8 protein-coding genes are annotated in these 13,479 nt (G+C 45.0%); 3 read left to right on the forward strand and 5 right to left on the reverse strand.

The annotated features are described in order from the left end of the window. Position 1: 1 nt before the first annotated feature. Positions 2-1,009, reverse strand: coding sequence for an ABC transporter permease (locus LDO37_RS27125; protein ID WP_101111574.1), 1,008 nt, complete (start codon positions 1,007-1,009; stop codon positions 2-4). 372 nt (positions 1,010-1,381) lie between these two features. Between LDO37_RS27125 and LDO37_RS27130 the strand changes: the two genes are divergently transcribed. After that, positions 1,382-2,614 (forward strand): aspartyl protease family protein, encoded by a 1,233-nt coding sequence (locus LDO37_RS27130; RefSeq protein WP_126607974.1) that lies wholly within the window; start codon positions 1,382-1,384, stop codon positions 2,612-2,614. Between the two features lie 124 nt (positions 2,615-2,738). On the opposite strand, the gene glpK is transcribed toward LDO37_RS27130, so the two are convergent. After that, complete coding sequence (gene glpK, locus LDO37_RS27135) at positions 2,739-4,229, reverse strand: glycerol kinase GlpK (protein WP_101111576.1); 1,491 nt, start codon at positions 4,227-4,229, stop codon at positions 2,739-2,741. A gap of 293 nt (positions 4,230-4,522) precedes the next feature. Between glpK and glpD the strand changes: the two genes are divergently transcribed. Continuing rightward, positions 4,523-6,079: a glycerol-3-phosphate dehydrogenase gene (gene glpD / locus LDO37_RS27140; RefSeq protein WP_126607376.1), complete on the forward strand. Its 1,557-nt coding sequence runs from the start codon at positions 4,523-4,525 to the stop codon at positions 6,077-6,079. 346 nt (positions 6,080-6,425) lie between these two features. Beyond that, positions 6,426-7,391, forward strand: a complete 966-nt coding sequence (locus LDO37_RS27145; RefSeq protein WP_126607377.1) for a GlxA family transcriptional regulator — start codon at positions 6,426-6,428, stop codon at positions 7,389-7,391. Between the two features lie 34 nt (positions 7,392-7,425). Here the strand turns inward: LDO37_RS27145 and LDO37_RS27150 are convergent, their stop codons facing one another. The 3 genes from LDO37_RS27150 to tssM are packed head-to-tail and all read right to left on the reverse strand — an operon-like array spanning position 7,426 to position 13,478. Next, complete coding sequence (locus LDO37_RS27150) at positions 7,426-9,354, reverse strand: hypothetical protein (protein ID WP_224055632.1); 1,929 nt, start codon at positions 9,352-9,354, stop codon at positions 7,426-7,428. A gap of 15 nt (positions 9,355-9,369) precedes the next feature. Further along, the gene (locus LDO37_RS27155) at positions 9,370-10,011 is read right to left on the reverse strand and encodes a protein kinase domain-containing protein (protein WP_224055633.1); all 642 of its coding nucleotides are present in this window, start codon (positions 10,009-10,011) and stop codon (positions 9,370-9,372) included. 8 nt (positions 10,012-10,019) lie between these two features. After that, the gene (gene tssM / locus LDO37_RS27160; protein WP_126607378.1) at positions 10,020-13,478 is read right to left on the reverse strand and encodes a type VI secretion system membrane subunit TssM; all 3,459 of its coding nucleotides are present in this window, start codon (positions 13,476-13,478) and stop codon (positions 10,020-10,022) included. Position 13,479 lies beyond the last annotated feature (1 nt).

Here is a 13,479-nt window from a genome sequence, read left to right on the forward strand (position 1 = left end):
ATTAAAACTCCTTAGACACGCCAACGCGTACACGGGGATCTACCCAGTACAGCAGCAGGTCAGAAATCAGGGTACCGATAATGGTAAGAATGGACATAATAAGAAGCACGTCGCCAGCGACATACATATCCTGAGAACGCAATGCCGACAGCATTAGCGGACCTAAAGTAGGGATGTTCATGACTTGGCTGACGATAATATCGGCACCCAACAACGCAGGAAGCATCCACCCAATCGTAGAAACAATGGGCAAAATAGCGATTCGAACTGGGTACTTCATAATAAGGCGAGCTTCGGACTGCCCTTTCGCACGCGCCGTTTTCACATAAGGCTTTTTCAATTCATCAAGAAGGTTCGCTCGCATGATTCGGATGATGCCTGCAAGACCAGCTGTACCCACTACCAATATGTAGATCCAACTGCGAGAAGCGGCGTCCATGAACTTCGCCCACGACATAGGTTGATCAAGGTACGCTTCGGAATACAGACCAGATACAACCGTATCGAAACTGTAGTAGCCAATCAGCAACGCAACGATCGCGATAACGAAATTTGGTGTCGCCATACCAATAAAGCCAAATACAGTGGCGATGTAGTCACCAAAAGAGTACTGACGAAGTGCGGAATACATCCCAATAGGAATAGCGACTAAAAATTGAAAAAAGAAAACAGCAAGCGCAAGGCATACTGTCGGCCAAACTCTAGGCTCTATTGTGTCCCATACTGGCTGGCTGTTGGTAAGTGAAATGCCCAAATCACCGGTCATTAACCCCATCATCCAGTTGGCGTACCGCTCAAGCAGTGGCTTGTCGAGCCCATACATTTCGCGGAGTGTATAAATCATCTGCGGATCGACGGTTTGACCCATCGCTTGAAGTTCTGCAATTTTAGATGAGGCAAAGTCGCCGGGCGGTAAATCGATCACCGCAAACACGACAATGGAAACGGCAAAGATGGTGACGAGAATCGACACCAGCCGCTTACCAGCAAACAGAAAAAAACTGTTCATTCATTGTTCCTTAACTTCGAAACCCATTGTGGCTGTTGATCATTCTATTGCTCATAAACAGAAGACTGAGCAAAGAGATACGTGTCTCTAAATGCACATTGAAAAGCGTCCTTTCCCCTGGTGCATTTTTATTAGAACGCATCAAATAATATTTTTGAAACGCTTTTTCATATTTTTGCCAATCCAGTCAGCAAAAATACTATGAAGCGTGATCAACGCCAAATATTTGTATCAGTAATGATTTGCAGAAGGGAAGTTTTGTAAGAGGAAAGTCAATTATATTAGCAGTATCAATTTTGCAACAACAGTTCCCCTTCGATTGCTGTAAAACAAGTTACGTACCTTCCCGATACGGAATCATCAGGAACTACTATGAAAAAACTTAATATAATATTTATCAGCGTCGTACTTTTGCTTGGCTGCACAAGCAACACACCACAAAACGGTTTACATGAGGTTTTACTGACTAAGCCATACACGGAAACTAGCCGTTTCCATACCGTCGTTCCCGTGCTTACTATTAAGAACAAGATGTATCTCTACGCCAGTATCAATGGAAAGCGGTATAGCTTTATCTTTGACACAGGCTCACCCACAATTCTGACCAAGCAGGTTGCCACCGATCTTGGGTTAGAAATCATGGGCACCAACAAAGGAAAAGACGCAAATGGAAACCTCGTTTCCATGGATTTGTCGATTGCAGATTCAATATCAATAGGTGACGTCAATTTTCGCAATGTCCCTGTCTTTATATTCGATCCATCGCACCTTACAGGGGCGTCATGCTACTTAGAAGGTGGGGTCATAGGCTCTGAAATTCTTCCACTAGCAACCTGGCAGCTCAATTTTTATGATAGTGAGATTGTCATAACCAGTGACAGGCGAAAATTGGACTACATTAACAACGCCTCCCGCGCTTCGCTTAAGCAGGGCGGCTACCCACACGCGCCGATTTTTGAACATCGCATAAACGGGAAATTTAAAGACAATGCGCTGTTTGATACAGGCAATACTGAGTTACTGAACCTTAACCCGCTAGCGCTGCAACAAATGATCACTGACGGAGTAATCCCTAACCCCAAAGTTGAGGGGCATGGTTCATTTGGCGAATCAGCCGGTGGAGAAGCAGAACCAACCACGTATTATCAAGCCGCCATTGAAAGTATGAGTATCGGTGGATTGGAGCTGGAAAATTTCTACGCTTGGAGCCGCACAACCACACCAACACTGATTGGCGCAAAACTGCTGGAAGATCATATAGTCACGCTGGACTACCCAAATAGAAATGCCTATTTCTATTCACTTCACGAAAGAAAAAGAGATAAAGAGAGCGCTAAGGAGCCTGTCAATTGGGGCTTTCGAACCAGTATCGGCGAATTAAACGCTCTTAACGTGAGTTTTCTCGAGTCCCCTTCAATTGCAGAAAATGCTGGGCTCCAATTGGGCGACCGAGTTCTAAAAGTGAGTTACCGAGATACCACCTATATCGCACCGGAAAAGCATTGTGAAATACTTCGCTGGCTACCCAGAGCATATGATGGTCAAAATCTTGAGCTAAAAGTACTGCGTGGTGACGACCATAAAATCATTCGAATGGAGCGATAAGCAGTAAAAAATCAATAGAGAAGCAATGGAAAAACAATAGAACCATCCGTTTTCACTATGGAGACAACGGATGGTTCTACGCCCAAGGAACCTACTTTATTTTTGAACTTATTTATTCTTTAATTTATTTTGCTTGAGTTTGACGTATCGCTTGCTTCCATCCTTCATAGAGACGTGATTGCTCTTCTCGTTTCATCTGTGGTGAGAACACTTTGTCCACTTGGCGCTTATCGTCTAACTCTTTCTTATCTTGCCAAAAACCGACAGCTAACCCCGCGAGTATAGCGGCACCTAATGCCGTTGATTCGGTTACCGAAGGGCGCACCACTTTGGTGTGCATTATGTCGGATTGAAATTGCATGAGGAAATCATTCGCAACGGCACCACCATCTACACGAACCTGATTTAGCTTAATACCCGCATCTTCTTCCATAGCTTCAAGAACATCGCGGCTTTGGTAGGCAATAGACTCCAATGTGGCGCGTATGATGTGGTTTCGGTTAGTGCCTCGCGTAATGCCAGTGAGCGTACCTCTGGCATGAGGATCCCAATACGGTGCACCAAGCCCTACAAATGCAGGCACCAGATAAACACCATTCGAATCCTCGACTTTCTCAGCAAAATATTGCGTGTCGGAGGCATCGCGGATCAAGCCTAATTCATCTCGTAACCACTGCACAGTTGCTCCGCCCATAAAGACACTGCCTTCCAAGGCATACGCTATTTCATCGCCTATTTTATACGCGATGGTGGTTAGCAACCCATGCTTAGACTGAATGGCTTGATCGCCCGTGTTCATCAACAAGAAGCAACCCGTTCCGTAGGTATTTTTCACCATGCCCTTAGTAAAGCACTGCTGACCAATCATCGCGGCTTGCTGGTCACCTGCAATGCCGGAGATAGGGATTTCTGTCCCACCACCTATGTTGGCATAGCCGTACACTTCACTGCTCGACTTCACTTCAGGCATCATGCTGCGCGGAATATTAAACAGCTCCAACAGCTTGTTATCCCATTCCAATGTATGAATGTTGAATAGCATAGAGCGGGATGCATTCGATACATCAGTCACATGGGATTTACCATTGGTGAGTTTCCAGATCAACCAAGTATCGACCGTTCCGAACAAGAGCTCCCCTTTTTCAGCTCTCTCTCGCACGCCTTCTACGTTATCAAGAATCCATTGAATTTTAGAACCAGAGAAGTACGCATCAACCACTAAACCCGTGGTTTGTTGAATGTAGTCTCCCCAGCCTTGCGCTTTAATTGCATCACAAGTTTCAGCTGTGCGGCGGCATTGCCAAACAATCGCATTGTAAACAGGGTGTCCCGTGTTTTTGTCCCAAACAATGGTGGTTTCACGTTGGTTGGTAATACCGATTGCGGCGACTTGCTCGTTATCAATGTCCGATTGAGCTAAGACTTCAGTTAAGGAAGAACGCTGCGTCCCCCAAATTTCCATTGGATCGTGTTCAACCCATCCGCCTTTCGGATAGATCTGACTAAATTCACGCTGTGTCGTGCTCAAAATATTAGCACTCTGATCGAAGATGATAGCGCGAGAGCTGGTTGTTCCCTGATCCAAGGCAACGATGACTTTGTTGCGTACTTCCATGAATGCTCCGTGACCCTTTTTGATTAAATTAACTGCATTCTTCCATCAAATGTTCGTTTTCGCAACAAAACACTCAAAGGTTAATTCGATGTAAACGCATAACTGTGAGCTCGGTTAAACCTAAACATTATAACGTTTGTATTGGCGTAACATTACAATTCAAGGTCAGTATTCGATAGGTTACAAGGGCTTTACTAAAATATTTTGTTGGTTTTTTACTCGACCTACTTATGAGTTTGTGTATATACTGCTCAATAACGAAAACAAACGAACATTTACGAAGGTAGAGAACTATGTCAACGCAAGCTGAATTCGATAAAACGACTTCTGCTAAACATCACTCAAGCAAGAGTGAAGAATACGATGTCGTGATCATTGGTGGCGGAATCAATGGTGTAGCAGTCGCTGCGGATGCGGCAGGTCGCGGGTTAAAAGTCGGGCTGTACGAGATGTCGGATCTCGCTTCAGCGACATCGTCTGCAAGCAGCAAGCTCATTCACGGTGGTTTACGCTACCTTGAACATTACGAATTTCGCTTAGTGAGTGAAGCACTCGCAGAACGTGAAGTGCTATTAAAAAATGCACCTCACCTTGTTGCTCCTATGCGCTTTCAGTTACCTCATCGTCCTCACCTTCGCCCTGCATGGATGATCCGTGCTGGTTTGTTTCTTTACGATCACATTGGTAAACGTGTCTCTCTACCCGCAAGCCACGGCGTTAACTTTGCCCAATCCAGCCCATTACTGCCAGAAATGAAAGTAGGCTTTGAGTATTCAGATTGCGCGGTCGATGATGCTCGTTTAGTGGTTGCAAACGCTCAAATGGCGACGCAATTTGGCGCGACTGTGGAAACTCGTTCTCGATGCATCGACGCCACTCGCAGCGCTGATGGTTGGGAAATCGAGATTGAAAATACACAAGATCATTCAGTGAAAACCGTAACGGCAAAGGCACTTGTTAACGCTGCTGGACCTTGGGTGGACCGCTTTTTTGATAGCCAGCTTAAGATGCGCTCTCCTCGTGGTATTCGTCTAGTAAAAGGCAGCCACATCGTTGTTCCGCGTTTGTACCCTGAAAACCATGCCTTTATCTTGCAAAACGAAGACAATCGCATTGTGTTTGTTATCCCATATCAAGACAAATACTCCTGCATTGGTACGACCGATGTGGAATATCAAGGCGATCCTTCAAAAGTAGAAATCAGCCAAGATGAAATCACTTATCTGTGTGACATTGTGAACCAGCATTTTGTGGAAAAAGTCTCTCCAGGCGATGTGATTAATACGTGGTCAGGTGTACGTCCACTTTGTGATGACGAATCTTCAGACGCACAAGCAGTAACGCGTGATTACACCATCGAGCTGGATGATATGTTTGATGATGCCCCATTATTGTCTATCTTCGGCGGTAAGCTCACCACTTACCGTAAGTTAGGGCAAGCCGCAGTAAACAAGCTCGCGCCATTCTTCCCTAAAATGAAGGAGGAATGGACAAAGTCAGCCATACTTCCAGGTGGCGATTTTTCCAATCGCGAACAGCTTTCGACTGCACTTCAGCATAGTTACCCATGGCTCAACCAAGACATCATCCGTCGCTGGGTACGCGCTTATGGAACACTAAGCCATCGAATCATTGGGCAAAGAACCAGCATAGAAGACATGGGCACCGATTTCGGTCACGGATTATATCAAGCCGAAGTGGATTACTTAGTTCAGCATGAATGGGCAACCACAACGGACGATATCTTATGGCGACGATCCAAGCTTGGTATAGAGTTTAGTGAATTGGATGTGGAAAAACTTGAGCTCTATTTAAACAAACCTGAAGCAAGGTTAGGAATCGCCGTTTAAAAAAGTCTTTTAGATCAATACAGTATTTTACTTATCAGCTCCTGCAACACTTACCTCTTATTGCCTACCCGGCTCAAAAATAGCCGTGGTAGGCTCTTTATAAATCCAACCCTCTGCCAATAAAGTGTCATTTTTACTCGCAATGTTTTTCTTTCTAAATATAATGCCTATTTATAACACGGGATACGTGACACCCAATTTCAGGGTATTTTCACTCTGATTTTTTCATACTAAAGCTCATAAAATTATAAAGTCACGAAGGAAAAACAATAAGAAAGAACGCCAAGGAATGGTGAAACTGGTCGGTTGAACCTTAATAATAAATTCCATCATATATAGGCGTTTTGTGGAAAAAAGACCCATAACATTAACTGCACTTGCATTTGCTGACGCTCCGGTTACTTCAATCTCTGGACCAATCGAAGTTTTGACTATTGCCGCCTTTCTTGCTGGCGCACCGCAACCCATAATTAACATCGTAACTCAGGACAACATGCCCGTTAACGGTTTGGGGGGAGTAGCACTTTCCCCTACCATCGCAATGGAAGATGTCAGAGAAACCGACATACTGCTAGTCGGCTCTGTCGGTTTTCCAGATAAAGAACTCAAAGCTTGTTCAGAAGCTGCACTTCAATGGCTAAAAAGCTTTGAAAGCAAAAACATCCCCATCATTTCCATCTGCACAGGTGCGTTTGCGCTCGCCAAAGCAGATTTATTGTCGAAGTGTAACGCTACAACGCACTGGCACTTCGCCAACATGTACCGTGATATGTTTCCGGAAATCAAACTTCGCGTTGAACGTCGCGTTACATGTGATAATAACCGTTACTGCACCTCAGGTATCAGCGGTTATAGCGATGTCATGATGTTGATCGTAGAGCAACTCTTTGGTTTAACTGTACGCGAAAATTGCCATCAATTTATCTTTGGTGACACCGACCAAGTGCAGCAAAAATCGCTGGCTAAATTTATCCCTTATCGCCAGCATAACGATTCATTAATCCATCAGCTTCAAGACTGGATGCACAGTAGCCACAATTATCAGTTTTCGGTATCTGAATTGAGCAAACGCATCCACTTGAGTGAGAGACAGATGAAGCGTCGATTCAAACTGGCGACCGGACAAACACCGATTCAATACATTCAGCAGATTCGGCTTTCCACAGCTAAAGACAGATTGGAGAAAACTAAGCAGACTGTAGAGGAAATTAGCCGAGCAGTGGGTTACGAAGACGTGCGATACTTCCGGGAATTGTTCAAGAAATCGAATGACATGACGCCCTTGGAATATCGAAAGCGTTATCAGCATTAAACAAATGGCGGGGATATCCCGCCATTTTTTTATGCTACTGAGGTTTTACTGCTAGCAGCCCTGCACTAACTAACCCCCGTGATACATTTGAGTAGTCATTAGAAGTTAGAGGATTAGGGTTCATCGCACTCATTCCCACCATTGCCAATGCGCCAGATAATGACTTGGTCCCAGATTGCTTAGCCAAGTTATTTTTCGTCTGGTTCATTCTCGCTTGATTATCGATATCGACAGCGGCCTGATTAACCTCTTCTGGCGACATATGAATAGAGTCACCAACACCCAGCGTTTCCAAGTATTTGTCTAATACATGGCGCTCTGGGCTTGAAATACGATCGTGCAAGGTTTGTACGCCATCTTGAACTGAAACGTTACTGAATGTTGGAATTCGCCAAATTTCTTCAGCCAGTTTACGGTAATCCGCTTCAAGTAAATTCAGTGCCATGGCAATAGAATCTGCACAACGACCCAACGCTATTTCGTTGACATTTCTATTGTATTTAATGTCATTCTTCCACTTAGTTTGTTTGCTTCTAAGGTGCTTGCCAAACGAGTCCCAAAGCAGAACTTTTAACAACATAGGATTTACCATTGTACCAAACTCTACGTTTGTCCCTACCCCTACTGTTGCCCCTGCTGAACCTTTGAACGTAAAATCACCAGAGCCTTTAACTATGGCTTCTAAACCCGCGGATGCTCCTATACCTGCATTTACAGAACCGGTCACGCTGCCTGACAACATGTTGAGTCCACGAGCTTTCAACGTAAACGTACTGGTTCCCTGAGCTTTTGCTCCCGCAAAAACGCTCGCACCAATTTTAGTTTTGATCACTTCATCGCCAGCAAAGATATTTGCTGTGTTCAACGTACCAGTAAACTGAACCTTTGCGCTAGCACCAACAAATAGCTCTCCTTCATTTTTCAGAGACATAAAGTCTGCGACTGAAAGTTCATGAGATATGGTCAGTTTCATACCCGCTTGCGCTGCTAGCTGCGCATCAATTTCTAGGTCAATACCCGGAATGAGCTGCATGGAAGCAAAAGAGTCATCTTCGTCTTCTTTTTTGTCAGTTTCCCATGCTTTACTTGGCGACTTATCGAAACTGAATTTGGAGCTTGTCTTTTTGCCCGCTTCTTCACCCAGCTTCTTTTCTCGAAATCCAGCAGCACCACCCTGACCTATTTTTGTATGTGCGCTGAACTTACTGTTTTCACGGCCAAACACTTCAGCCGACGCGTTAATCTGGTTCTTCATTTTTCCGAAGTCCCAGGTTTTCTCAAATGCTATTTTCGCTTCAGCAAATAGAGATTGAGATGCTTCATAACTTGCCGAAAAATCTTCGGCACTGAACTTTCCTTCAGAAGAGGACTCAGCACCTTTTTTGGAAGATTTCTGAAACAGCTCATTCAACGCAGGCCAAAGATCCGCATTACACTTCAAGTGTTTTTGGTAAGCTTCCAAAAGTGTATGAACTTGCGCCTCTAAGATCTCGACTTTCAACTTACCCAATTCAGCTGCAACAACAATGTTGCTATGTGAGCGTTTTAACACTTCTTGTTTGTTATGCAGCATTTGAAAGAACGCACGGTTTATCAGTTTGGAACGGACCGACTCCGTAGGTGATCGGTGTGGCTGGATAACCTTCACGACACTGCCAAACTTCTTCGTCACTCGTTCTACAAAAAACTGCCATACAGGATGCTTAGTAACCGCTGCACTATTGCTGTTACCTGACTGACGATACAAATCAGCCTCAACCTCGGAATAGATAATATCTATCGCCTTCTCTAAATATGGTAAGGCTCTATTGGAGTGCCTTCTGCCGCATGCGAGAGACAGTTTTTTTAACCACTGCTCAATTTCTATTGCACACCCTAAATTATTGATTAATTTTCCACCGTCTCCTTTGATTGATGACACATCAAAATCGAGATTGGCGGCGGCAAGCTGTTTTTTATTCATAGGCTTTCCTGTTGTTTAAACCTCAATGCTTAAGGCATCTCGCCATGTGAAAAGCGTTGAGCGTATTGAGTTGTCACGTGCTACAGACATGACCTGATCGATGATTTGAAGTAGCGGAAACCAGTCATCTCCCGTATCCACTAGCCCTTCTCCACTCAATTGATTGGGCGATGCAAACATTGGGGTTGCCTGCCAATCAGTGAGTGCTTCCCGAGAAGTTCCAATGCGATGACTGGCCCCGAAATCAATCAATCGAATTGTTCTTAAATTAGGGACATAAAGTATGTTGGAAGGCTTAATGTCACCATGCACCCAGCCGTTTTTATGGCAGTGTTTGATTGACTGAATTACGTGTGATAGTAACGACGTAAACAGCGCCACATCCTGCGGGTTAAAGTCACTCAGAGGTATAGCGTGTTGATCAAATTCCAGCGTAAGCTGCAGGTTCGACCAATCCACATCCAGTACCTTTTGAATTTGACTGCCTCTGCATTCCTGAAGAGCAGCCCATTCACGCTCAAGTGGCTCTTTTGTCTCAAATTGTTTGATGTAGCGATCCGGTGACTCACCAATTGTTATTAACTGGTGAGCTTTAACTCGCGTGACTAATTCTCGACCACGTGACGTATTCATCGGATTCACTACACCGTCTAACATGCCTTTTCCTATAACTGCCTAGGCAAAGTAAATTGAACAAACAGAGACTTATCCAACGGTTGGTTGGAGTCGCGCAGCGTGTAGTCCAATACAATGTTGCTCTGGTTTATTTTGTAATCCAGTTTGCGAATCAAGCGGCTGGCTGTCGAACTGCTACGGTTCGAAAAAATGGCTCGGAACAGCGCCCACTGACCAGTATAGGACTGCGACACCACTCGGTTTTTACCGTTATAGAATTCCGTGCTGAGGTAACCGTCCACATCAGAGGTTGGCCATATCACGTCACGCCATACTCGCGGGCCATGTTTATAGCTAAACAGGCTTTCTGCTTCCCTTAACTGGAATTCCGTGACATTGGTGCTCATTGAACTCGCTTTGAAGCCAATTCTCAGTGCGAGCTCTTCTCCAGAGGAACCAAAGAAGATCTTACTGAGCTTCCTTGCACGTTCGAGTTGCTTACGCGTATTTACGCTGATAGGAAGGGTAAGACCACCCACTTCGTTGAATTTCAAGCGGTCGTTATCCCAATAAACAAAAGGTTTTAGATACTCATCGACATAAAGTTCAAGACGACCACTGGTTTTAAAGAATTGAGTAAAGTCATCCAAACTCACTTCACCACGCCCATGTTGAGTAAATGGGAAACGGCCCTCAATGGCAGACACATAAAACTGGTAAACACGCTCGTCCCACTGAATATTCAGATAAGACACGCTGCCACGGACGACTTGCCCCCACGCTTGCTTACTCAGATCTTTCGTCCAAGAGGCCACTTTGCTTGGCGCTTTACTGCCCGCTTTTCGAAAATTCACAATTGGGTCTGCACTACCCTGAGCATGCGCAATAGCATAAGCGTGGAAGGATTTCCCTGGATTGGTGCTAGACAGTGCGGCGTCAAAGAACGAGTTCAGCTCATCCACCTGAGCAATCAAAGCGTCGATCGGCTTGTCATTTCCTTTATCTTTACCGCTGCCATTTACAAAGCGAGAGAAAGGTAGAAACGCTTCATTCACGACGAAAGAAGGTTGTAATCTCAGCAGCTTATCACCCACAGCTCGGTTTACTTTGTTAGCTTTATTTAGCGCCTTTTTGGCTTTTTTAAGACCAAGCTGACCAGCGACGCGTTTTTGTCCTTTGGTATCAGGCTGCTCAGCGACAGCCAATGTGGTGTTAACCACCACAGCGTCTAATACGTCCAACAGCGGACTGGTTGCAGGCGCACGAGCATTTCTGAGAGCAAAGCTTAGATCAGATGCATTATTGAACTGCTTAACCTGAATGTTATTGACCAGATCCTTCCACTGATAAATGTAATCCGCGAAGTACAGGCGCTGCACTTGCTTACTCAATTCCGTAAGCTCAACCACCGATGCACCAGACATATCACCCTGAATCGCCTTGAACTCGCTCATTAGGGTATTCAAGAGCTCAGATTTAGCGCTCAAATCAATCTGCGCGTAACCTTGCTTAGTGAAGACTTCAGGGATCAAATAACCGTGAAAATCACTGGAAAATTCAAATAAGCTGTCAAATTTTTCACCCAGTTGACTGCGCAAATCCACTTGAGTGCGGTATTCAGGCATGGCTTTGATACGCGCGTAGATCAAGCGCTCTGGCGATAAGCCTTCTAGGTTATTGGTCGCCACGGCAATCAGATCTAGGTTGGGTTGAAGTTGGTTGTCATAATTACCGTTGAATACATCTTCAATCAGCAGCGACAAAACGGACAACTCGTCCGGGGATAGCTCCCCCTGATCCTTTAAGTTGTCTAATAAGTAGGTTTGCAGCTCCTCAAAGTTAAGCTGTTCCTTATCAAACAACATCTGGTAGTAGCGAAGAATTTCAAAAATCCTGCTTGGATTTCCCAAATTCACGTAAACGTACAATTCACTGCTGATCAGTTCTTCAAGTTTGGGCAGTAAGATTTGATGCAACTGCCTTTCGTAGGCGAGGTAGACGCTCTCTGCAGTATTCGTCTGCTTCACACTGACCATTTCATGCCAAGGTCTAGGCTGTACCCCTTCAACAACAACACTTTCCAACTCAGATAGCACCGCGATCATCTCGGACATAGAGTAATCATTACTCAGCTCATTGATGCCACTTTTGTAGAAGCGAATCTGCGCCAACGCTGCTGTACGCCAATCTTCATCAACGTTCCAGTTATCTTTTAACTTGAGCCCAGCAATGGAAATCAGCGCCACAATAGAGACTAATACCGCAGAGCGAAACGCAAAGTAACCAGCATGACGCCACTCATTAACGCCCACAATGTTCTTCTCAGGAAGAATGACTTTGTTGAACAAGCGTTGGGTAAAGTAACCTCGGCGGTTTGGCTGTTGGTCTTCTTGCCTAACCGAGTTAAATTCGGCCCGCTGCGCAACTACTTGCGTCAGTAAATCGTGTTCAACGCCTTTTTGCCCCGAGGACATCATATAAGCGCCACGAATCCATACCGCTTCTCGAACGCGATTCTCGCGACCGATATCGGTCAGCAATTCGTTGACTCGCTCTAAAAAAATTCGAAGCTGATAAGGCCATGCGATGATCGAACCTGATTTTTCGCTGTTCACGTTTCGAAGCAACTCGAATTGCTGCTCCGCGATAGACTGAATCAATTTGTGGCTTTCTGCTTCGAATTGATGCTTGTCGTAGCGACGCAATTGATCGCATTCGAAGGTAATACCGAATGGGTTCTCAGAGTCACATGCCGTGAAACTTTCAAAGAAGCCCGTAAAGTCCGCAATGGAGTCTGCTTTGGAAAATGCAGCATATACAGGTAAGTTGAGATCCAGCTCTCCCCCCATTGACAGCACGGCTTCCTGATAAATACCGGAAAGCTTGGCTCGTTCTTTTTTGTCACCGATCATGAGTCGATCACAACCGATCACAGCAACAATACCGTTTAAGCCTTGTCTTGGACGGTACTTAAGAAATTGCTTTGCCAGTACTTTCCAAAGTGCTTCGTCGATACCCTCGCTGTCAAATATCCGATGGCCGACCTCCACCACAACAGCATTATCATTGATCCAGAAACGCAAGTACTGTTCGGTATCACTTTCGTCTAGGTAGCGATCGTTAACAGGTTCAAACCCGTTTTGCAGCAAAATAGCGCTTTTAGCGTCTTTTTCACCACCAACAACCAAATACCAAGGTAAGTTGTATAAACTCTCTAGTTTGTTGCGCCCCTGTCCCAGAATTTTCTTGGTCGCGACGCGGAACAATTGTTGAATAACTCGCGTATCTTGCTTAAGCAGAACTTCAAGATCGTGCTCTTCCGACTCTGCTTGGCTAAGGTTGCGTTGTTTCCACCACCAAAGTGCAGTGAAGATTAGGATAATGCTCGTTAGGCCGGTCGCTACCCACTTCAACCAAGTAGGTTTCCCTTCGGGTAAATACACCCAAAGTGTTATGCTTCCTACAATGGCAGCGACGGCTAAGACAATGGAAAAAATCTTTTTAAACATC

Origin of the sequence: Vibrio penaeicida (genome assembly GCF_019977755.1) — a bacterium.
Classification (GTDB): Bacteria; Pseudomonadota; Gammaproteobacteria; order Enterobacterales; family Vibrionaceae; genus Vibrio; species Vibrio penaeicida.

Excerpts from the sequence above, each read along its gene's own strand:
- LDO37_RS27155 (WP_224055633.1), bottom strand. The coding sequence starts at position 10,011 with ATGTTAGACGGTGTAGTGAATCCGATGAATACGTCACGTGGTCGAGAA.
- LDO37_RS27125 (WP_101111574.1), bottom strand. The coding sequence starts at position 1,009 with ATGAACAGTTTTTTTCTGTTTGCTGGTAAGCGGCTGGTGTCGATTCTC.
- LDO37_RS27130 (WP_126607974.1), top strand. The coding sequence starts at position 1,382 with ATGAAAAAACTTAATATAATATTTATCAGCGTCGTACTTTTGCTTGGC.
- glpD (WP_126607376.1), top strand. The coding sequence starts at position 4,523 with ATGTCAACGCAAGCTGAATTCGATAAAACGACTTCTGCTAAACATCAC.
- tssM (WP_126607378.1), bottom strand. The coding sequence starts at position 13,478 with ATGTTTAAAAAGATTTTTTCCATTGTCTTAGCCGTCGCTGCCATTGTA.
- LDO37_RS27150 (WP_224055632.1), bottom strand. The coding sequence starts at position 9,354 with ATGAATAAAAAACAGCTTGCCGCCGCCAATCTCGATTTTGATGTGTCA.
- glpK (WP_101111576.1), bottom strand. The coding sequence starts at position 4,229 with ATGGAAGTACGCAACAAAGTCATCGTTGCCTTGGATCAGGGAACAACC.